Here is a 23,154-nt window from a genome sequence, read left to right on the forward strand (position 1 = left end):
ATCAAATTGTAGAAAACTGATTGAGTACCTCTTCAACTTTTAAAGATTTTTTCACATTCGTTTTTCTATCTTTAATTTCAACTTCATTTTGTGCAACGCTTTTGGGTCCAACGATGATTTGTGTTGGCAAGCCAATTAAATCCATTATTGCAAATTTTGATCCAGGACGTTCATTTCTATCATCTAATAATGGATCAAAACCAGCATGTTGTAATCCCTGATAAAGAGTTTCACATACATAAGTACATTTTTCATCATCTGGTTTCATATTGATGATACCAAAATTAAATGGCGCTATAGATTCTGGCCAAATAATACCATTTTCATCATGAAAAGCTTCAATAATTGCTGCAACAAGGCGTGAAGGGCCAATACCATAAGACCCCATAGAAACCAGATGTTCTTTTCCATCTGGCCCCATAACTTTTGCTCCCATTGGAGCAGAATATTTCGTACCAAAATGGAAAATATGCCCTACTTCAATACCACGAGCAGATAAACGATTACTATCAGAAACTTTAGCCCATTCTTTTTCGTTATGCATTTCTTCTGTTGCTGCATAAAGAGATGTCCATTGCTTTACAATATCAGTTAAAACAGCTTTATCAGAAAAATCAATTGAAACATTCGGAACCATAAGCTCAAGAAACTGCTTATCACAATATATAGCGCTTTCACCTGTTTCAGCTAAAATGATAAATTCATGGCTGAGTTCACCGCCTATAGGACCTGTATCAGCACGCATAGGAATTGCTTTTAAACCAATGCGAGAAAAAGTACGCAAATAGGCAACAAACATACGATTATAAGATGCTTTTGCACTCTCATGATCAAAATCAAAGGAATAAGCATCTTTCATTAAAAATTCACGCGAACGCATCACACCAAAACGTGGGCGAATTTCATCACGAAATTTCCATTGAATATGGTATAAATTCAGCGGAAGATCTTTATAAGAACGAATATATGAACGAAAAATATCTGTTATCATTTCTTCATTAGTTGGGCCGTAAAGCAAATCACGCTCGTGACGGTCTTTAATACGCAGCATTTCCAAACCATAATCATCATAGCGACCACTTTCACGCCAAAGATCAGCAGGTTGAATTGTAGGCATTAATATTTCTACAGCACCAGCACGTTCTTGCTCTTCATGAATAATTTTACAAACTTTATCAAGTACTCTTTTACCTAATGGAAGCCAAGAATAAATTCCTGATGTTTGTTGACGAATCATGCCTGCTCGCAGCATGAGGCGATGAGAAACAATTTCTGCTTCTTTAGGATTTTCTTTTAAAATAGGAAGAAAATATTGAGAAAGACGCATTAAGATAACGACTCCTAACCAAGTACACCATATCGGAAAAATTTAAAATATATCGTAAGCTAAGCTATAGCTATATTCTGAATGCTTGCAAATATAACAATTACGTTATTAAAAAATTTATGTACTATATTTTTGTTTTATCATGCTTTAGGGATGAAATGATTTAGTGATTTTCTTCTCTTTCCTTGATTAAAAAGAAATCACGAAATACAAAAATGTCTTACTTTGATCGATGTAAAAAAACTGTACAGACGGGCTTTTTTTGCCAAACTTCATTAACAGCTGCCCTTACTGCACGCCGTACAGCTTCTCGAACAAGTTCGTCACTCTTTCGTTTAACACGGGGAATACTGTAAACAGTGTTTTCCACAACATCTAAAAGTATATCTTTTAACATTTTTCCTTTTTCATCATTTTCAGGCAAACCGAATGTGACTAAACTAATATTACCAAAAAAATCATACTTGCTATTCATTTGGAAAGAGACAGCAACATAACCAGCATAACTTAATTTGCGACGCTCACGAATTCCTAATGTATCCTCATCTCCAATAAGACAACCATCCTTATAAATACGTCCCACAGGAACTTGATCAATAATTTCTACTGGCTCTGGTGCAAGGCGTAACATGTTGCCATTTCTGATATCAGCAACAATTTTAATACCTGCTTGACGCGCTAAATTCACTTGAGCAGCAAGATGTATTGCCTCACCATGTACAGGAACAAGTATTTGTGGTTTTACCCAATCATACATCTGCAAAAGCTCTGAACGGTAAGGATGACCTGAAACATGCGTAAGGGTTTCTTCATTCGTGATCGTTTTAATTCCTAAATCTATAAAACGGTTTTGTATTTCAATAATAGATTTTTCGTTTCCTGGAATACTTCGTGACGAATAAATAACAGTATCGCCAGTGGAAAGTGCAATATTGCCCATTGCATTTCGCGATAATTTGGCTAAAGCAGCACGTGGTTCCCCTTGACTACCCGTTACAATTAAAACAATATCTTTTCGCGGAATGTAACCATAATCCTCTTCTGTAAGAAATGGTGCTAAACCGCTCATATAACCAAGCTCTTGCGCAACCATAATGCTCCGCTTAAGAGAACGTCCAACAACAAGAACTTGACGTCCTACAGATTCGGCTGCAAGAGCAATTGAACGTATACGAGAAACATTAGATGAAAAAGTTACAATAGCAACCCGCCCTTCAGCTTTCGAAATAATTTCTGCAAGACTTGTTTGAACTTTCTGTTCAGATGGTGATATTTTGTCTCTACACGCATTAGTAGAATCACAAAGCAAAGCTAAAACACCTTTTTTTCCTAAAGCACGAAAACGTTTTTCATCCGTTACATCTCCAAGCAAAGGTGTGTGATCAATTTTCCAATCGCCGGTATGAATCACAGTACCTAAAGATGTTGTAATTGCCAAAGATACAGATTCTGGGATAGAATGGTTAACAGCAATAGCTTCAACCATAAAAGAACCAATCTGAAAAGAATCGCCAGATTGAAAAATATTTAATGGAATTTGATAAGATCCAAAATCCGATTGCTTTTTACTCTCCAATAATCCTGCCGTAAAAGGCGTGCAGTAAAGCGGAATTTTAAGCTTTGGCCATAAATCTAGAACCGCACCATAGTGATCTTCGTGAGCGTGTGTCAAAACAAGACCGCGTATATTGTGCTTTTCACTTTCCAGAAAACGAATATCTGGCAAAACAAGATCTACTCCCGGTAATTCAGGACCAGCAAAACTAACTCCCATATCAACAAGTAGCCACTCACGAAAATCGGGGGAACCAAAACCATAAGCAGCTAAGTTCATCCCTATTTCACCTACTCCGCCAAATGGCAAAAAAGTGAATTCGTTCTTATTGGCGGCGACCATAGACATCTCCTAAATCATTAAGATAATTTTGTGGTGAAGTAAAATTTTATAGATCAATAATGATCTACATTAACAGAAGCAGCCGAACCAAAATAAACATCTCCGGCTGTTATAAATTCTTGCTGACCATTTTTTTGTTTTATGATGCAGTTAAATTTACTATCGAGACCATCAAAAATACCTTCACTGATTTTTTTACCATTGATTATTTTGATATGTTGTCCAAGGTAAGCAGAGTATGAAAGCCATTTTTCACGAATTATATCACAACCTCCTAACTGTTTCCAAAGAAGGTAATTTTTAGAAAAATACTCCGTCAAAGCCATAAACAACTGTTTTGTATCAGTATGCAAACCAATGTTTTTCAAACTTGAAGTGGGATATAATGCACCTTCATAAGAGTGTTTTACATTCATTCCAATGCCAATAACAAATGCAGATTTTTTGGGTGCGATTTCAAAAACTTCTAGCAGAATTCCTGAACTTTTAGCACCTCTTAACAAAATATCATTTGGCCATTTTAAGCTAACAATATCACTTGCCTTTTTTTCATCTTTTATAAATCGCTTTACTGCCTCTACCATACTGACTCCAGCAACAAAACCAAGCTGAGCAGCAGTTTTATGAACAATATCATCAATCAACAAAAGACTGGAATAAAGATTTCCTTTTGGACTATACCATGTTCTACCTCGTCTTGCTCTTCCTTGTGACTGCTCTTGTGCTACAATCCAAAGGTAACCAAGATGTCCTGCATATGCTCTTCGTTGTGCCACCAAATTTGTTGAATCAACACTATCATATGATTCAACAACATATCCTTGTTTTTGTGCAAAATCTGATAAAATGTAAGTCATATTTACTAAAATAATGCGATCGCTGCTTTTTCTGCCAAATCAGCAAACCAAATTCCAAAAAATATATAAAATAGAATAAATAATGCAGAAAAGCCAAGACAAAACTGAAGCTCATTCGATAAAGTTATAAAATGAATTTTTGCATCATCAAACCACATAATTTTAATAACTCGTAAATAATAAAAAGCTCCAACAACAGACGTGATTACACCAATGACAACAAATGGAATAAGACCAGCATGAACAGCGGCAGAAAATGTATACCACTTTCCAAAAAAACCAGCCATAGGTGGTATACTTGCTAAAGAAAAAAGCTGTATTGTCATCATAACAGCCATAAATGGATTCGTCTTTATCAATCCTGAAAGATCATAAATATTTTCAACATTTCCACTACTAGATCGCATTCCAAGAATAAAAGCAAATGAGCCAAGAGTCATACCAAGATAAATAGTCATATAAAGAATAACACTTTTTACTCCAAGCATGTCTCCAGCAGCTAAACCAACAAGTGCATACCCTATATGACCAATCGATGAATAAGCCATAAGACGTTTTATATTACTTTGGCCAATTGCAGCGAATGCACCAAATATCATAGATGCAACGGCCATGAAAATTAAAATTTGTTGCCATGCAGGCACAGAGCCATCAGGAGAATCTAGTGGAATAAAAGCCGTAACAACAACACGAATTATTAAAGCCATTGCTGCAATTTTAGGAGCAGCAGCAAAAAATGCTGTAATAGGTGTTGGTGCTCCTTCATAAACATCAGGCGTCCACATATGAAACGGAACAGCAGAAATTTTAAATCCTAAACCAGCTAAAACAAAAACAATTCCAAAAATAACACCTAATTTTAAATCTTCATCTTTCAAAGCAATAGCAATTTCGCTAAAACCGATTTGACCTGTAAAACCATAAAGCAAAGAAATACCATAAAGTAATAATCCTGAAGACAGCGCTCCTAAAACAAAATACTTTATACCTGCTTCAGAAGATTTTACATTATCACGATTAATTGCAGCTAAAACATATAAAGCTAAAGATTGTAATTCTAATCCCATATAAAGCGATAGCATATTGCCTGCTGAAATCATAAGCATCATGCCTAGAATTGCTAAAAGAACAAGCACTGGGAATTCAAATATATCGAATTTTTGAACACAAGTGAAACTAACTGACATGATAAGAGCAAAAAGTGCAGCGATTAGCGTTAAAACTTTCATATAGCGACCGAAAGAATCTATGATAAGTGCATTGGTTTGAAATAAGCCACTTTTCGGAAAAACAATAATAATAATAATGGTTGCAACAAGAAGAGCAATTGCTAAGCCAGTCACGGTTAAATATGAGCGTGCACGAGAATAAACGCCAACTAAAAGCAATATAACTGCCCCCAACGCTATTAAAATTTCTGGAAAAATTAACACTAATTGAGTTATTATTTTAGTTTGCATAAGGATTTTCTCTTCTAGTGCAGTTTATTGATGAGAGTTTTTATAGAAAACGCAGTCGTTTTTAAAATAGGTGCTGGATAAACACCAAAGAATATTGTGAGAATAACCATAGGATAAAGGATCAATTTTTCTCTTGTAGACAGATCTGTGAGCACTTTTAAACTCTCCTTATCCAAGGATCCAAAAATCACACGTCGATAAAGATAAAGTGCATAAGCTGCAGATAAAATAACGCCAATTGTAGCAAAAATTGCAATCCATTTATTAACTTGAAAAACACCTACCAAAGTTAAAAATTCACCCAAAAATCCTGAACTTCCTGGTAAGCCAATATTTGCCATAGTAAAAATTAAAAAAACAACAGCATATTTGGGCATATTATTTACCAGACCGCCAAAAGCTGAAATTTCACGCGTATGAAGACGATCGTATATAACCCCAATACAGAGAAATAAAGCAGCGGAAACAATTCCATGCGACAACATCTGATAAATAGCACCTTGAATCCCTTGTTCATTCATAGCAAAAATGCCCATAGTTACATATCCCATATGAGCTATTGATGAATAAGCAATAAGTTTTTTTATGTCACTTTGAACAAGTGCAATCAACGATGTATAAATAATTGCAATAAGCGACAATACGAAAACAAAAGATGCAAAATTAACTGAAGCAATAGGAAACATCGGTAAAGAAAAACGAAGAAAACCATAGCCGCCTAGTTTTAGTAATACACCAGCTAAAATAACAGAGCCAGCTGTTGGTGCTTCTACATGAGCATCAGGTAACCATGTGTGAACCGGCCACATTGGCATTTTAACCGCAAAAGAAGCAAAAAACGCCAACCATAACCATGTTTGCATATGTGAGGGAAACTGATAAGTTATTAAAGTCGGTATATCAAGTGTTCCAGTTTCCCAATACATAATCATAATGGCAACCAGCATTAGCACTGAACCAAGTAAAGTATATAAAAAAAACTTCATACTTGCATAAACACGACGTGCTCCACCCCAAACACCTATAATAACAAACATCGGAATGAGGCTGCCTTCAAAAAATACATAAAATAATACAGCATCAAGAGCGCAAAAAACTCCAATAATCGCAACTTCAAGAAGAAGAAAAGCAATCATATAAATTTTTAATCTATCTTGAATAGTTTCCCAACTTGCTAAAATACAAAAAGGCAAAAGAAAAGCTGAAAGCACTACAAATAGAATAGAAATACCATCAACACCCATATGATAATAAATGCCACTGTCAAGCCAATTGAATTTTTCAGTCATTTGAAAATTAGGGTTTGTATTATCAAATCCTATCCAAGCCACTAAAGAAATAGCGAAGACAAATACACTCGTAAAAAATGCTACATTGCGTATATTACGTTTTGCTGCTTCGCTATCATCTTTGATTAACAAAATCAAAATTACGCCAACGAGCGGTAAAAATGTAATCGTAGAAAGAATAGGCCAATCGGTCATTAGTTTAAACTCCCGACGGTCATCCATGTGATAAGCACGGCAACACCAATAAGCATCGCAAACGCATAATGATAAAGATAACCTGTTTGTATCCGAACAACTCTGTTTGTAATATCAACAACGCGCGCAGCGATGCCGTTAGGACCAAAACCATCGATAATTTTACCGTCTCCCACTTTCCAAAAAAAATAACCAATTTTAAAAGCAGGACGAACAAATAAAACGTCATATAACTCATCAAAATACCACTTGTGGTAAAAGAAATTATATACAGCAGGCATTAATTTAGCGATTTTTTTCGGAATGGAAGGAAGAACAACATAAAACAAGTAAGCTAATATAAACCCAAAAACCATTACTATGAATGGTGACCATTTAACCCAATTTGGGACGTTATGTACTTCGTGAAGAATATGATTATGATCTCCTGTAAATAATGAACCCTTCCAAAATACGTCATACAAATTACCAAAAAAATAAGGTTGAAAAATCACACCAGCAAACAATGCTCCAATAGATAAAATAAACAATGGGGTTAACATAATTGGAGCAGATTCATGAACATGATGCATAACATCAGCAGTTGCACGTGGTTTCCCATGAAATGTCATAAATAAAAGCCGCCATGAATAAAAACTCGTTAATAAAGCAGCAAAAACAAGAAGCCAAAAAGCGTACCCTGAAGCAATATTATGAGATACAAATGCAGACTCTATAATTGCATCCTTAGAAAAAAATCCAGCTGTTCCAAAAAATGTTCCTGGAATTCCAACACCTGTCAAAGCAATGGTTCCTATTACCATCATCCAATAAGTTATTTTTATATGCTTACGCAATCCTCCCATTTTTCGCATATCTTGCTCATCCGATACCGCATGAATAACAGAACCAGCCCCAAGAAACAGTAATGCTTTAAAGAAAGCATGCGTAAAAAGATGAAAAACAGCCGCTCCATAAGCTCCAACACCTAATGCAACAAACATGTAACCAAGTTGAGAGCAAGTAGAATAAGCAATAACACGCTTAATATCATTTTGTACCAATCCCACGGTTGCTGCAAAAAATGCAGTTGTTGCTCCAATAATAATGATAATAGTCAAAGCAATTGAAGAAAGTTCAAAAATTGGAGACATACGCGCAACCATAAAGACACCCGCTGTTACCATTGTTGCAGCGTGAATAAGTGCTGACACAGGCGTTGGGCCTTCCATTGCATCGGGAAGCCAAGTATGTAAAAGAAACTGTGCCGATTTCCCCATAGCACCAACAAATAATAAAAGACATGTAACGGTAATCGCTATCTGTCCATCAAGTTGCCAACCTAAAAACGTCATATTTTGTATAAAACTATTATCAGCAGCTTTCTTAAAAATAAAAGAAAAATTAACAGATTGAAACAAAACAAAAATACTAAAAATGCCCAAAAGGAAACCAAAATCTCCAACACGATTAACTACAAAAGCTTTCATTGCAGCTTTATTGGCAGAAGCTCGCTGAAACCAAAAACCAATTAATAAATAAGAAGCAAGTCCAACACCTTCCCATCCAAAAAACATCTGGATTAAATTATTCGCTGTTACCAACATAAGCATCATAAATGTAAACAAAGAAAGATAAGCAAAAAAACGAGATCTTGAAGGGTCATGATGCATATAACCAATTGAATAAATGTGAACTAATGCCGAAACGCTGTTTACAACAACAAGCATAACAGCTGTTAATGTATCAATATGTAATGCCCAATTAAAATGCAAAACACCTATATTAATCCAATCTAATAGCAGTATATCAACCGCTGAAGTATAGCCAATAGCAATACTAAAAAAAGCTATCCATGATAATACAGCAACAATCAGCATAAAACCGGAAGTTACCAATTCACTAACACGAGCCCCTATGGTTTTTCCACCTATAGCAGCAATCAAAAAACCTAAAAGCGGAAGAAAGACGATTGTGTAATACATTACGGATCAGCCTTTCATAACATTAACGTCTTCAACCGCAATAGAACCACGGTTACGGAAGAAAACCATAAGAATTGCTAAACCAATTGCTGCTTCTGCAGCCGCTACCGTTAAGATAAATAAAGCAAATATCTGACCAACAAGATCATGAAGAAACGCTGAAAACGCAACAAAATTAATATTAACGGAAAGCAATATAAGTTCAATTGACATAAGAATGATAATCACATTTTTTCTGTTTAAAAAAATCCCAGCAATACCAATTGTAAACATCAGAGCAGAAACAGTAAGATAATGAGTAATATCAATGTGCATAATTTCCCCCTTAAATACCCTTACCTGATTCAACTTTTTTAATTTCAATAGCACTTTCTACTGTTCTAGAAACTTGTATTGCAATCGATTGTCGCTTTACTCCTGATTTATGACGAAGAGTTAAAACAATAGCACCAATCATTGCAACCAATAAAACCATTCCAGCAATCTGAAAATAAAAAACATAATCTGTATAAAGAATATCGCCTAATGCTTGTGTATTTGTTCGTTGTACTAAATCTGGTATTGATTGAACAACATGCGTTCTAAGAATTGAAGAAAAATGACTATTAACAAAAACAACAATAAGCTCTGCCGCAATAATAATCCCAATAAAAAAACCAATAGGAGCGTACCGAAGTGAACCGTTCTTTAATTCAGCAAAATCAACATCAAGCATCATAACTACAAATAAAAATAAAACTGCTACAGCACCAACATAAACAACGAGTAAAAGAAGTCCTAAAAATTCTGCTCCTGCTAACAAAAACAAAGCCGCAGCATTAAAGAATACCAAGATTAAAAACAAAACTGAATGTACTGGATTGCGTGCAGTAATAACAATAATTGCACTTACAAGCATAATAAAAGCAAACAAATAGAAAAATGCCGCCGCTAGATTTGTTAGCACAGGCCTCTCCTTAATTTACAAAATAATTGGTATAATAACTTATACCAGATTAAAATTTATCGGAAAATTATCCGATTACTCATTTGATATATTTAACGGTAAGGCGCATCCATCAATATATTCCGAGCAATTTCTCGCTCCCAACGATCTCCATTCATTAAAAGTTTTTCTTTATCATAATAAAGTTCCTCACGCGTTTCTGTTGCAAACTCAAAATTAGGACCTTCAACAATAGCTTCAACAGGGCAAGCTTCTTGACAAAAACCACAATAAATACACTTAACCATATCAATATCGTAACGAACAGTTCTCCGTGTACCATCATTGCGTCGCGGACCTGCTTCAATTGTAATTGCTTGAGCAGGACAAATTGCTTCACACAATTTACACGCGATACATCGTTCTTCACCATTGGGATAACGACGCAATGCATGTTCACCACGAAAACGCTGAGAAACAAAACCTTTCTCATATGGATAATTAATAGTTGGTTTTGGTGAAAAAAATTGACGCATTGCTAAGAAAAAAGCACTTATAAACTCTAATAAAAGGAGAGATTTTGCTGCCTGAATAAGACTTGACACAGTAAGACCTCCTTTTAAGCTAAACCTGTATATTTTAAAAAAGTAGCAGTTATAACAACCATTGCTAAGGAAAGAGGAAGAAATACCTTCCAACCAAGCCGCATTAACTGATCATAGCGATAACGTGGAACAAATGCTTTAACCATAGCAAACCAAAAAAATACAAAACAAACCTTTAAAATAAACCAAATAATACCAGGAATCCAATTAAGCCACCAAACATCCAAAACTGGTAACCAGCCTCCTAAAAATAAAATAGTTGTTAATGCACACATTAAAACAATGGCAACATATTCTCCAAGGAAAAAAAGCATATAAGGAGTCGAAGAATACTCAACCATGTGGCCTGCAACAAGTTCAGATTCTGCTTCAACTAAATCAAATGGCGGACGATTTGTTTCGGCGAGTGCAGAAATAAAAAATATAATAAACATCGGAAAAAGAACCAACCAATTCCAATCAAGAAAACTGCTAAAAGGAAAGCCAAGAATCGTACCAACTCCAGAAGTTTGTTTATGAACAATTGTTGTAAGATCCAATGAACCACTTACTAAAATAACGGTTACAAGTACAAATCCAATTGAAACTTCATAAGAAATCATCTGCGCTGCTGAACGCAAAGCTCCTAAAAAAGGATATTTTGAATTTGATGCCCAACCTCCCATAATAACACCATAAACTTCAAGAGAGGAAATGGCTAAAATATAAAGTAAACCAACATTAATATTAGCAATTTGCCAACCTTCATTAACTGGGATTACTGCCCAACTTGATAACGCAAGTGTAGCAGAAACAAAAGGCGCTAAAAGAAAAACACCCTTATTAGCACCAGCAGGAATAATAGGTTCTTTCACAACAAATTTAATTAAATCTGCAAAAGATTGTAATAATCCCCATGGACCAACAACATTTGGGCCACGCCGCAATTGTACAGCCGCCCAAATTTTTCTATCTGCATAAAGAAGATACGCAATTAAAACTAAAAGAACGACTAAAAGAAGAAGCGTTTTTCCAACTATAATTAATAATGGCAATAACCAGGTCATAAAGAAATCATGCATAATTTTCTTTTTCTCCCTGCCCTTACTCTACAACCTGCATAGCACGACTCTTTGCAAGCGATGAACACTCCGCCATAACTGCAGAAGCACGTGCTATTGGATTTGTCAAATAAAAATCTTTAACCATAGAAGTAAATGCTTGTTGTGTTTCTAAAACAAACATTTGTGAACCAAGCACTTTAAGATCATTTACATCGGAAGACACTATGTCATCAATGGCGCAAAGATGTGGGTAATCATTAAATAAATTTTGTCGTAATTGAAAGAGCGTATCAAAAGGAAGTTTTTGTTCTAAAACATCAGATAAAGCACGCAAAATAGCCCAATCTTCCTTTGCTTCACCTGGGGCAAAACCGGCCCGATTTGTCATTTGAACTCGTCCTTCTGTATTTACATAAATCCCTGACTTTTCAGTGTAAGCCGATGCAGGCAAAATAACATCGGCAGCATGTGCACCATTATCACCATGACTACCTATATAAATTGTAAAAGCCTTTTTATCCGTTAATTCTACCTCATCAGCACCAAGTAAAAATAAAACTTCGCAAGTTTTTACAATGTTTTTTACACCAAGGTTAAAAGTAAAACCAATATCTAATCCCCCAACAATCGACGCAGCATTGTGAAGAACAGCAAACCCATTCCATGTTTCACTAAGAGCACCAACACTATCAGCTAATTTTGCAAGACTTTTTAAAACAGATAAACCTTCTTTGCCTGAAATTGCCCCTTCCCCAATAAGAATAAGTGGTCTTTCAGCTTCTTTTAAAACATTTAAAAATGCATCTTTTCCATAAATCAGCGCATTTAATGCATCAGTACCAGTACCAAGATAAGAATATGGATAACGTAAATCAGCTTGTTCTCCGATTAATGCAATGGGAAATTGCCCCATTCGTTGACGCTTTAAAATACGTGCATTTAAAACCGCAGCTTCATAACGCGGATTAGACCCCACAATAAGCAATGCATCAGCTTGTTCTATACCTGCAATTGTTGGATTAAAAATATAACTTGAACGCCCAAATTGAGGAGATAAAGCCATTCCTCTTTGACGACAATCAAAAGCCTTTGAACCTAATGAAATCAACAATGTTTTTAATGCATACATTTCTTCAACAGATGCAAGATCACCAGCAATTGCTGCAATTTTTTCTGGCACTGTTTTTGAAATCACTGTTTTAATTTTAGCAAAAGCTTCCGTCCAACTCACAGGTTGAAGTCTTCCATTTTTGCGTACATATGGCTTATCAAGCCGCTGAGTACGTAATCCATCCCAAATAAAACGCGTTTTATCAGAAATCCATTCCTCATTCACATCTTCATTTGTACGTGGCATAATTCGCATAACTTCGCGACCACGGCTATCAATACGAATAGCACTACCAATTGCATCCATTACATCAATTGATTCTGTTTTAACCAATTCCCATGGACGTGCATGAAATGCATAAGGTTTTGAAGTCAAAGCTCCCACTGGACAAAGATCAATAATATTTCCCTGTAATTCAGATGTTATTGCTTTTTCAAGATATGTCGTAATTTCAGCATCTTCACCACGACCAATTAAACCAAGCTCAGAAATACCCGCCACTTCCGTCGTAAAACGAACACAACGTGTACAATGAATACACCGTGTCATAACAGTTTTTACAAGCGGTCCAATGTATTTATCTTCTACAGCACGTTTATCTTCCGTATAACGAGAGTAATTACGCCCATAAAGCATTGCTTGATCTTGAAGATCACACTCTCCCCCTTGATCACATACAGGACAATCCAAAGGATGATTGATAAGAAGAAACTCCATTACACTTTCACGCGCTTTTTTTACCATTGCTGTATTGGTAAAAATTTCAGGAGTCTCACCATTAGGTCCTAAACGTAAGTCACGAACTCCCATAGCACAAGAAGCCTGTGGTTTTGGAGGTCCTCCCTTAACCTCAACCAAACACATGCGACAATTTCCAGCAACTGATAAAGATTCATGAAAACAAAAGCGTGGCACCTCAGCACCAGCAGCTTCAGCAGCCTGAAGCAACGTGTAATAATCAGGAACTTCAATCTCTTTACCATCAACTTTGATATTTATCATCATTCATTCAGCCTACGGATAATTTACCTAAATTTGCATTTCATTATTTAAAAAATAAACCTTTTAGATAATCGCTTCCAAAGCAATATATTTTTTTTGAACGGCATTTCTTGTGTAATTGTCAATTCTACTCTCAATTTCTGAACGAAAATTACGGATTAATCCTTGTACAGGCCATGCTGCCGCATCACCCAGAGCACAAATAGTATGACCCTCAACCTGTTTAGAAACCTCAAACAAAAGATCAATTTCACGTTTTTGCGCTCTTCCTTCAACCATACGCCCTAAAAGACGCATCATCCAACCAGTACCTTCACGACATGGTGTACACTGACCACAACTTTCATGCTTAAAAAAAACTGCTATACGCCAAATTGCCTTGATAATATCGGTTGATTTATCCATAACAATCATGCCACCTGTACCAAAAGAAGATCCTACATCTCGCATTCCATCAAAGTCCATGATCGCATCAACCATATCTTCTCCACGAACAACTGGACACGAAGCACCACCTGGAATAACTGCTAAAAGATTATCCCATCCACCACGAATACCTCCTGCATATTTTTCAATTAACTCACGAAAAGAAACTCCGAGAGCTTCTTCAAATGTACAGGGAGCATTAACATGACCAGAAACCATAAATAATTTAGTTCCAACATTATTTGCACGTCCTATCGATGAAAACCACGAAGCACCCCGACGTAAAATTGTTGGCACAACGGCAATAGACTCTACATTATTTACCGTTGTTGGACAGCCATAAATTCCCATATTTGCAGGAAACGGTGGTTTAAGCCGAGGCTGGCCTTTTTTACCTTCAAGACTTTCGAGAAGAGCCGTTTCTTCACCACAAATATAAGCACCAGCACCATGATGAATAATAATATCGCAAGCATGTCCATATTTAGTTTTTTTACCAAGCAAGCCAAAATCATAACACTCATCAACAGCAGCTTGAAGCGCTTCACGTTCACGAATATATTCGCCACGGATATAAATAAAAGCAACATTAGCTCCTATAGCGAAAGTAGCAATAACGCATCCTTCAATTAAAGTATGGGGATCATGCCGTAAAATATCGCGATCTTTGCATGTTCCAGGTTCTGATTCATCTGCATTTACAACCAAATAATGTGGACGGCCATCACTTTGTTTTGGCATAAAAGACCACTTCATTCCTGTAGGAAATCCAGCACCACCACGACCACGCAAGCCTGATGCTTTTATTTCATCAATAATCCAATCACGGCCTTTTTCGATAATTGCCCGAGTACCATCCCAATGTCCACGCAACATTGCAGCTTTTAATGACTTATCTTTCAAACCATAAATATTGGTGAAAATACGATCTTCATCAGCCAGCACCCTCCCCTTTTTTTCTCTTGCCTGTAGCATTTTTAGCATTTCCTTAAACGCAATTTTAAAAACCTTTTTAAGATGTTTTGCCTTTAATTAAAAACAAATAAATAGCTAAAATAATAAGCATTTTCTTAAATAAAAATATTTATTTATGCTCCTATTTCTTCATTGTCTTTTTTCTTTGAAGATACCAATAATTCTTTTTCTTTATCATTATCAATTAGAGAAGTTAGACCACTAATTGGTTCAGATGATTGACGACCATTTTGCGGACCAACCGCCACCTCAGAACCTTTGCCAGCTTTAAATGCATCAATAATTTCCTCAAGACGCTCAGCTGTTAAATCTTCATAAGTATCTTTAAAAATCATAACCATTGGAGCATTCACACATGCACCAAGGCATTCTACCTCTTCCCATGATAAGGTTCCATCTTGATTAGTAACAAAAGGTTCATGATTAATTTTTTTCTGACAAACTTTAATTAACTCATCAGAACCCCGTAACATACAAGGAGTTGTACCACAAACTTGAATATGCGCTTTTGTTCCAACCGGTTGAAGCTGAAATTGAGTATAAAAAGTCGCAATTTCTAAAACACGAATGTAAGCCATAGAAAGAATTTGAGCCACATGCTCAATTGCTGCTCGAGTTACCCAACCATCTTGTTCTTGAGCACGCATTAATAATGGAATTACAGCAGATTGCTCCCGCCCTACAGGATATTTCTTTATAGTATTTTGTACCCATATCTGATTTTTTTCTGTGAAAGAAAACTCAACAGGCTGGTAAATATCATCTGCAAGACGACGTACAGACATTAGCGATCAACCTCCCCGAAAACAATATCAATCGAACCCAAAATAGCTGTAGCATCTGCTAGCATATGACCTCGGGTTAAAAAATCCATGGCTTGAAGATGAGCAAAACCAGGAGCACGCAATTTAACACGATAAGGCTTATTAGTTCCATCAGAAACAAGATAAACACCAAATTCACCTTTCGGTGCTTCGACGGCAACATATACTTCACCAGGAGGGGTATGAAATCCTTCCGTATAAAGTTTAAAATGATGAATAAGCGCCTCCATAGAGCTTTTCATTTCGCCACGCTTTGGCGGAACAACTTTACGATCTAAGCTTGAAACCGGCTCATTTTTTTCAGTACTAAGCAAACGATTTACGCATTGACGCATAATTTTTGCTGACTGACGCATTTCTTCCATGCGAATAAGATAACGATCATAACAATCACTGTTTTTACCTACAGGGATATCAAATTCTATTTCATCATAACATTCGTAAGGCTGGCTTTTACGCAAATCCCACGGCACACCAGCTCCACGAATCATTACTCCGGAAAAACCGCGCGCCCAAGCTTCATCGATATTCACCACTCCGATATCCACATTACGTTGCTTAAAAATTCGATTTGGAGTGATAAGCGCATCAAGCTTATCAAGAGCAACAAGAAATGGATCAATAAAATTACCTATATCCTCAATTAGAGACTCAGGTAAATCTTGATGCACTCCACCTGGACGAAAATAATTCGCATGAAGACGCGCACCACACGCACGCTCGTAAAAAATCATCAATTTTTCACGTTGCTCAAACCCCCAAAGCGGCGGTGTTAAGGCACCTACATCCATTGCCTGTGTTGTTACATTAAGTAAATGATTAAGAATACGCCCAATTTCAGAAAATAAAACACGTATTAACTGTCCTCGTTTGGGAATTTCAACACCTAATAGCTTCTCAATAGCAAGCACAAAAGCATGCTCCTGATTCATAGGAGCAACATAATCCAAACGATCTAAATAAGGACCAGCCTGAAGATAAGTTTTTGTTTCCATCAATTTTTCAGTACCACGATGCAATAATCCAATATGCGGATCCACACGCTCAACAACCTCACCATCCAATTCCAAAACCATACGCAAAACTCCATGCGCGGCAGGATGTTGTGGACCAAAATTGATATTAAAGTTTCGAACATTGACTTCAGCCACAATCAACCTCTTACTTCTAAAAAAACAAACTTCATATCAAACATTAACAAAAATTCTTATCATATTAAAAACATTCAAATATTAAAATATTAAAAAATTTATCTTTTAATACTGCACTTTAATCAATTCTAATATTATTCTTCACTATTTACTTTTTCATCATGTAATAAAACATGCCTCTCCCCCTCCCAAGGAGAAAGAAAATCAAAATTGCGCATCTCTTGTCGCAAAACAGTAGGTTCATAAATAACTCTCTTCGCCTCATTATCATAGCGACATTCTACAAATCCTGTTACAGGAAAATCTTTACGTAAAGGATGTCCTTCAAATCCATAATCGGTCAAAATACGTCTTAAATCTGGATGACCAGAAAACAAAATTCCGTACATATCGTATGTTTCACGCTCATACCATTCCGCTCCAGGATAAATTAAGCAAGCAGAAGGAACAGGCGTATTTTCATCGGTACGAACCTTAACACGTAACCGTAAATTATGACGGGGTGATAATAAATGATAAGAAACATCAAAACGTTTATCGCGAGAAGGATAATCAACCCCACTAATATCTATAATATTAATAAACTGACAACGAGAATCATCACGAACAAACATTAAAACATCTGTAATTGCTTCAATATGTGATACAATAGTTAATTCACCAAACGCGAAAACAGTTTCTTCAAGCCTATCTTTTAATTGATTTTTTAAGTAAGCAGCAAGTTCAACAAATGCTTCACTCATTATGACAAATATCCCCTATCGTTCTATAGACCCAGTACGGCGAATTTTTTTTTGCAATAATAATATACCATATAATAATGCCTCCGCAGTAGGAGGACATCCAGGGACATAGATATCTACAGGTACAATACGATCACACCCACGTACAACTGAGTAAGAGTAATGATAATACCCACCACCATTTGCACACGATCCCATAGAAATCACATAACGCGGCTCAGGCATCTGATCATAAACTTTTCTTAAAGCGGGTGCCATTTTATTTGTTAAAGTCCCAGCCACCACCATCACATCCGACTGACGCGGCGAAGCGCGTGGCGCATACCCAAAACGCTCATTATCATAATGAGGCATTGAACACTGCATCATTTCGACAGCACAACAAGCTAAACCAAAACTCATCCACATTAATGACCCAGTACGTGCCCAAGTAATCAAAGCATCTACTGAAGTAACTAAAAAGCCCTTATCTGATAATTCAGTATTAATATCACAGAAAAATTTATCGTCAGAACCTATTAACCTCCCAGTATTGGGATCAATAATTCCTTTTGGCTGCGGAGCAGTAATCGTTGAATTGCTAAACATTAATCCCATTCAAGAGCTCCTTTTTTCCATTCATATATAAACCCGATAGTTAAAAGCGCTAAAAATATAATCATAGACCAAAAACCGAACATCCCTATCGAATTAAAAGAAACCGCCCAAGGAAAAAGAAACGCAACCTCGAGATCAAAAATAATAAAAAGGATTGAAACTAAATAAAATCGAATATCAAACTTCATGCGAGCATCATCAAATGAATTAAACCCACATTCATATGCTGATAATTTTTCAGGATCAGGGGAGCGGTAAGCCACAAGATAAGGCATAACCAGCAAAACCCCAGTAATAACTGCTGAAACAATAATAAAAATAAATATCGGTAAATAAGAGCTCAATAAATGAGTCATAATCCTCTTCCGCTTTAATGAGATGCTTGAATTAACGCAGTCATCCAATCTTGTTTAAATAAAACAAACGAATGAAATAATAGCTTTGTTAACTCCGCTCGTACAGCTTCAAGGGCATGCCGTGCGATATTTTTTATTGGTATAGGTACCGCAGAGCAACAAAAGACGCAAGCCCCTATCCGCATAAACTACATGAAAAAAGGAAAGAAATTTAATTTTGGACAAAACACTATAGCTTAAGACGCGCAACTATTAGCAATTTTATAGAAAAAACATATACGATACAAAAATCAAATACGATACAAAAATCAAAATCTGAAATGGCGCGAGTGACGGGGCTCGAACCCGCGACCTCCGGCGTGACAGGCCAGCACTCTAACCAACTGAGCTACACCCGCGCACTTTTTCAAACTGATCAATTGATCAGCATAGTCGGTCGTGTAAGGGGTTCATTCACTTATGTCAAGAAAGATTCAACATTTTTTTAAAAAAAATCAAATAAACAACAAAAAAATAATTTTTATTTTCAAAAGACGTCTTTGTTCTTGCGTTTTTTAAAAAAATTCCCTAAACAGAGCTCACCTAACTGCAGATTATTGCAATCGGGCGATTAGCTCAGCTGGTAGAGCGCCTCGTTTACACCGAGGATGTCGGGAGTTCGAGTCTCTCATCGCCCACCATTATCTTTTTTTATTACGTGTAACTTATTGATTTGGCTTATTTTTTAAAACATGAGGGATACGTAAATAAAGATAAGGGAATAGGATTTTCGAATATGTCTCTATAAAACGCATCCTTTTTTGCCATCTATAAAAAGATGCTCTGTGTAGATCTCTAAATTCTTAGAATCTACTGCTTATAAGAAAGCACGACATGAGAATTAGTGTCTTATTAGATACCATACGCCATTCTTAGCTCTTTACATCAAGTTCAGATATTCAATTTATATAAATAATCTGCTCCATAAGTCACAATCCTCTCTTTTTATTGTTGATAAATACGAAAAATTATATTTATAAATAATACTTATCAAAATGTATTTTATAATTTTTCATCATTATTTTTTATTGGGAGCGGTTTATGGAAATTGGGTTAGCAAGTGACATAACTTCATTGGTTTCTGCTATTTCTGCTATCATTGCGTTCATCTCAATGTTATCGACACTTATTTTGGGATATAAAAATGTGAAAACATCCGATAAACATTTGGAAATCTCCAAAGAACAAAATAAATTTTTAGAATCTCAAGCAAAAACAGCAGAGAAGCATATTGATCTTCTATTAAAAATGAAAGAAGAAGCAGATTTAGGAGAAAAACTAGAGATTAAGACTAATAGTCCAACTTTCTGTGAAAAAGAACCTGATGCAATTAGTATATTAGTATTCATTAAAAATCCTACAAGAAGAATAATTAAAATGAATCACATACGCATGGAATGTGCTGAAGAGGAGTGTACAGGAGAAGGATGTCCGTTTGAATTTATTGAAGTAATTTATCAAGGATATAATTCGCAAAATAGCATCAAAGATATGAAGATTCATCCAGAATCAGCACGGCATATTAACTTAATAAAACCTAAAACTACACCAGAATTACAAGATAGAAGAGAAACGGATTCATTTAATATAGACCCTGGGCAAGATATTGCACTGCATTTTTTTATTCGCTCAAAAAAAATAGATAAGCCAAATACTCCAGTCTTTATTTTGGAACATACCTCGCCGAATGATCCCAAGAAAACAATTTTTAACCACTTTTTTTCCCATTTTGTAACTTCATGATTTCATTAATAAGTGAATTGCTTATTTATGAACTTTTTCTTTGGTTATAGTTTATGAAAGAATAAAAAACATTCAGCTCTTTGAAATCCACTGTTTTAAGTGTGCAAAAATATTGTCTATCGCATCCATAAGGCGTGCAAATTCAAGAATAAATAGAAAGATGATGAATACAATCCATTTCATAAAACGAGACATCATTTTCATACTTTGGTAGGTAACAATCATTTCTTGAAGCATTTCTTTTTCTGCTTCCGTAAGCTCTGTCACTTTTTCAGTTTTTCTTCTGGCCATACTTCCACCCACACAAACGTTCACCTTGCTGGTTATGCTTTAAAATGTCTCTTGCTAAAGTTGAGCTAATTGCCGTAACATCTTGCTTACTCAAGTAAATGGGCATCCAACCTAGACAGGAAACAGACTTATTTATCACGCACCCACTTGGTAAGATCAGCACGCACATCAGCATCACTTTTCTTGTTAATCTCATTTTCCACCTCAAGCCTTGTTACTGCTGCCTCTAAAGCTTTCTTTATTTGTTTTTGCTGCTCAACCTTCTTTCTAAAGTAAAAAGCTTTTGCTATGGACATAAAAAAAGCAGCCAAAGCTGCCATAATGAACATGAAGTTTTTCCTCATCCACCACCTCATAAGCATTGCTCACCAAAGCGTTTGGCTACAAACATAACACCGATACAGGCTGCTACAATCATAATGGCTGCCAATGCCCATTGAACTGGACCATTGCCCGCTAACAAGCCTCCAAGTCCTGAAAAAGAACTAATGATTGGCGCAAGAATTTCTGCTTTGAAAGAACCTATTGGCTCTTTTATTTTTACCGCCTGATAATTTGAACAAACATAAGAGCCTTTTGCCCATAACCCAGCTTCCACTGCATGCCGATTGGCAAAATCTTGCAGACGTTTTCCCCTTGCTTTCGTCCATCTCTGTAATTCAAATGGCACTGCTTCATATTATTTAGCTTTTTGAGCAATGTTGAATTGCAAAACGCTGTCGTTCCTACATTATAGCAAAAGGAGACTAACGCCGCGAATTGCTCATCGGTTAAAGGAACAACGACTGCTTGCTCAACAGCCTTCTCAAATTGTTTTAAATCTTGAAATAAAATATCCTCTGCCACTTTTTCAGTGATGTTTATATTTTTACGAACAAAAGGCTTTCCAGAGTTACTCGTATGACCATAACCTATTGTTCATAAACCGGTAGCATCTTGATAAGATTGCAAGTACAAACCTTCCCATTGCTTAATGAGAGCAAGTCCTTCTTTCGATATTTTTCGCATTTGCTTATCTTTGTATCCTCTTTTTTCTCATCAAGCTTTTGATCTGCATCAGCAGCAATAAATTCCTTCTCCTAGTAAAGTCTTGCAGCATTAGCTCGTTTAAGACAGTCATAAACTTGATTAGAAATCTCAATAAATGGATTTCTAGAGCTGAAGGTTTAAAACGGACAATGTCTTTGTTGTCACTCACAACACACATTGGTTTAGTGATTACTACTTTCATAGTCACTCCTTTTGTAGGCTTGTTTAATGACAGAATTAATGACACGACTGGTCAATTATTGGATTTTACTATTTGAAAAAAGAGGCAGCCAGCCTTCCTAAGAAAACCAAACTCTTTAGCTACATTTAAGGCTTAATATCTTATCACTTCTTAAAGAAAAAATTTGAAATCTGAACATAATAACACTTAGTACAGCGGTATCATTGAATACGATTTTTTAAACCATGCAAACAGAAAATATAGATCTTGTGTTTTTTTTATTTTCCAATCTAAAATTAGGCAACTTTCCATTACACTGCAAAACGCAATTCTTAAAAATGGAGAGAAAATCAGTGACGCAATCTAAAAGAGGAAGAAATGTTTAGTATGGAAATATTAGATGCAGCGTACATCACATCAAAGATAGTTATAATCATCATAACTATAGCCTTTATTTTACCTTCCATATTCTAATTTTCATTAATACTTTACGATTTTATACAATTATAGGCTTTTGCTAAAAATTCTTTAACTAAGAACCTTCTCCACATTAATCTCTAAATATTAAGCTCATGGCGTGCTGCTGTTGCCAAAAAAGCAGATTTTGTTAACCCTCTTTCTTGTGTACAATCATCAATCGCACGCAAGAGTCTTCGTTCAATGGATATTAGTACACACGACTTCAGCATCATTTTTAATAAAGGGAACTTGTATCAAAAAAGCTTCTGTAACGGATTTTTTGTATCACTTCTTCAAATTTCAAGGAAACTGGTAAACTATCCATTTCCTCACAGTACAGTAAAGCTGAAGAGCTTCAATTACATTTACAACTAAATCCTCTTCTTTATCAACAGCAGAAAAAAAACCTTTAAAATCAGAAAATTGAATACTAAAAGCAGAATCTTCATCTTTGTGAACAAAGCAAAAAATCTTTTCATTCTTCTTCTCTTTTTTAACCAGCCTGCTTGTTGTGCAATAAAACGTGCCGTACTACCTATTGGAAGATTTTTTTAGGATGAGGAATAATAACCACCTTTCCTTCTTTTCTCAATTTATGATGTGAATTTTATTTTAACAAGTTCAAAGCCATCACGCTTTAATTTTGTAATGATTTTTCAGCTATC

The 23,154-nt window shown here is 35.8% G+C and carries 20 protein-coding genes, 2 tRNA genes and 2 pseudogenes; 2 read left to right on the plus strand and 22 right to left on the minus strand.

Annotation, left to right across the window (positions count from 1 at the left end; genetic code table 11):
• Position 1: 1 nt before the first annotated feature.
• From proS to V4B18_RS05340, 18 genes are all read right to left on the minus strand, one after another.
• Positions 2–1,327, minus strand: coding sequence for a proline--tRNA ligase (gene proS / locus V4B18_RS05255; RefSeq protein WP_455475423.1), 1,326 nt, complete (start codon positions 1,325–1,327; stop codon positions 2–4).
• Positions 1,328–1,547: 220 nt separating this feature from the next.
• On the minus strand, positions 1,548–3,224 hold the full coding sequence (locus tag V4B18_RS05260) for a ribonuclease J (RefSeq protein WP_455476537.1): 1,677 nt from the start codon (positions 3,222–3,224) through the stop codon (positions 1,548–1,550).
• Positions 3,225–3,277: 53 nt separating this feature from the next.
• Positions 3,278–4,081 carry a biotin--[acetyl-CoA-carboxylase] ligase gene (locus V4B18_RS05265; RefSeq protein ID WP_455475424.1) on the minus strand — a complete coding sequence of 268 codons (804 nt, stop codon included), beginning with the start codon at positions 4,079–4,081 and terminating at the stop codon, positions 3,278–3,280.
• A 5-nt stretch (positions 4,082–4,086) separates the two neighbouring features.
• Entirely contained in the window at positions 4,087–5,541 is a 1,455-nt protein-coding gene (gene nuoN, locus V4B18_RS05270) for an NADH-quinone oxidoreductase subunit NuoN (protein WP_455475425.1), read from the minus strand.
• Between the two features lie 14 nt (positions 5,542–5,555).
• On the minus strand, positions 5,556–7,025 hold the full coding sequence (locus tag V4B18_RS05275) for an NADH-quinone oxidoreductase subunit M (RefSeq protein ID WP_455476538.1): 1,470 nt from the start codon (positions 7,023–7,025) through the stop codon (positions 5,556–5,558).
• Complete coding sequence (gene nuoL, locus V4B18_RS05280) at positions 7,025–8,989, minus strand: NADH-quinone oxidoreductase subunit L (RefSeq protein ID WP_455475426.1); 1,965 nt, start codon at positions 8,987–8,989, stop codon at positions 7,025–7,027. The genes V4B18_RS05275 and nuoL overlap by 1 nt, the downstream gene beginning before the upstream one ends.
• Positions 8,990–8,995: 6 nt before the next feature.
• On the minus strand, positions 8,996–9,304 hold the full coding sequence (gene nuoK, locus V4B18_RS05285) for an NADH-quinone oxidoreductase subunit NuoK (protein WP_455475427.1): 309 nt from the start codon (positions 9,302–9,304) through the stop codon (positions 8,996–8,998).
• 10 nt (positions 9,305–9,314) lie between these two features.
• A complete protein-coding gene (locus V4B18_RS05290; protein ID WP_455475428.1) occupies positions 9,315–9,935 on the minus strand; it encodes an NADH-quinone oxidoreductase subunit J in 621 nt (206 codons plus the stop codon).
• Positions 9,936–10,027: 92 nt separating this feature from the next.
• The gene (gene nuoI, locus V4B18_RS05295) at positions 10,028–10,519 is read right to left on the minus strand and encodes an NADH-quinone oxidoreductase subunit NuoI (RefSeq protein ID WP_455475429.1); all 492 of its coding nucleotides are present in this window, start codon (positions 10,517–10,519) and stop codon (positions 10,028–10,030) included.
• A 14-nt stretch (positions 10,520–10,533) separates the two neighbouring features.
• Positions 10,534–11,580 carry an NADH-quinone oxidoreductase subunit NuoH gene (nuoH, locus tag V4B18_RS05300; RefSeq protein WP_455475430.1) on the minus strand — a complete coding sequence of 349 codons (1,047 nt, stop codon included), beginning with the start codon at positions 11,578–11,580 and terminating at the stop codon, positions 10,534–10,536.
• Positions 11,581–11,602: 22 nt separating this feature from the next.
• On the minus strand, positions 11,603–13,675 hold the full coding sequence (gene nuoG / locus V4B18_RS05305) for an NADH-quinone oxidoreductase subunit NuoG (protein ID WP_455476539.1): 2,073 nt from the start codon (positions 13,673–13,675) through the stop codon (positions 11,603–11,605).
• A 63-nt stretch (positions 13,676–13,738) separates the two neighbouring features.
• Positions 13,739–15,046: an NADH-quinone oxidoreductase subunit NuoF gene (nuoF, locus tag V4B18_RS05310; protein ID WP_455476540.1), complete on the minus strand. Its 1,308-nt coding sequence runs from the start codon at positions 15,044–15,046 to the stop codon at positions 13,739–13,741.
• Between the two features lie 143 nt (positions 15,047–15,189).
• Entirely contained in the window at positions 15,190–15,861 is a 672-nt protein-coding gene (gene nuoE, locus V4B18_RS05315) for an NADH-quinone oxidoreductase subunit NuoE (protein ID WP_455475431.1), read from the minus strand.
• The gene (locus tag V4B18_RS05320) at positions 15,861–17,051 is read right to left on the minus strand and encodes an NADH-quinone oxidoreductase subunit D (protein ID WP_455475432.1); all 1,191 of its coding nucleotides are present in this window, start codon (positions 17,049–17,051) and stop codon (positions 15,861–15,863) included. Before V4B18_RS05320 ends, nuoE begins: the two co-directional genes overlap by 1 nt.
• 134 nt (positions 17,052–17,185) lie before the next feature.
• A complete protein-coding gene (locus V4B18_RS05325) occupies positions 17,186–17,794 on the minus strand; it encodes an NADH-quinone oxidoreductase subunit C (protein ID WP_455475433.1) in 609 nt (202 codons plus the stop codon).
• A 15-nt stretch (positions 17,795–17,809) separates the two neighbouring features.
• Positions 17,810–18,391, minus strand: a complete 582-nt coding sequence (locus tag V4B18_RS05330; RefSeq protein ID WP_455475434.1) for a NuoB/complex I 20 kDa subunit family protein — start codon at positions 18,389–18,391, stop codon at positions 17,810–17,812.
• Positions 18,382–18,747 carry an NADH-quinone oxidoreductase subunit A gene (locus V4B18_RS05335; protein ID WP_455475435.1) on the minus strand — a complete coding sequence of 122 codons (366 nt, stop codon included), beginning with the start codon at positions 18,745–18,747 and terminating at the stop codon, positions 18,382–18,384. The genes V4B18_RS05330 and V4B18_RS05335 overlap by 10 nt, the downstream gene beginning before the upstream one ends.
• A gap of 321 nt (positions 18,748–19,068) precedes the next feature.
• Positions 19,069–19,145 (minus strand) — tRNA-Asp (locus tag V4B18_RS05340).
• A 206-nt stretch (positions 19,146–19,351) separates the two neighbouring features.
• Here V4B18_RS05340 and V4B18_RS05345 point away from each other — a divergent pair.
• Positions 19,352–19,427 (plus strand) — tRNA-Val (locus V4B18_RS05345).
• Positions 19,428–19,827: 400 nt separating this feature from the next.
• Positions 19,828–20,529, plus strand: coding sequence for a hypothetical protein (locus V4B18_RS05350; protein WP_455475436.1), 702 nt, complete (start codon positions 19,828–19,830; stop codon positions 20,527–20,529).
• Between the two features lie 72 nt (positions 20,530–20,601).
• On the opposite strand, the gene V4B18_RS05355 is transcribed toward V4B18_RS05350, so the two are convergent.
• The 4 genes and pseudogenes from V4B18_RS05355 to V4B18_RS05370 all read right to left on the minus strand — a co-directional run.
• Positions 20,602–20,820 carry a hypothetical protein gene (locus V4B18_RS05355; protein ID WP_455475437.1) on the minus strand — a complete coding sequence of 73 codons (219 nt, stop codon included), beginning with the start codon at positions 20,818–20,820 and terminating at the stop codon, positions 20,602–20,604.
• 128 nt (positions 20,821–20,948) lie between these two features.
• On the minus strand, positions 20,949–21,176 hold the full coding sequence (locus V4B18_RS05360; protein ID WP_455476541.1) for a hypothetical protein: 228 nt from the start codon (positions 21,174–21,176) through the stop codon (positions 20,949–20,951).
• Positions 21,173–21,735 (minus strand): annotated as a pseudogene (locus V4B18_RS05365) (lysozyme). Before V4B18_RS05365 ends, V4B18_RS05360 begins: the two are co-directional and overlap by 4 nt.
• Positions 21,736–22,977: 1,242 nt before the next feature.
• Positions 22,978–23,142, minus strand: a pseudogene (locus tag V4B18_RS05370) (type II toxin-antitoxin system HicA family toxin); the annotation flags it as partial.
• Positions 23,143–23,154 lie beyond the last annotated feature (12 nt).

The organism is Bartonella sp. B17 (genome assembly GCF_053795755.1).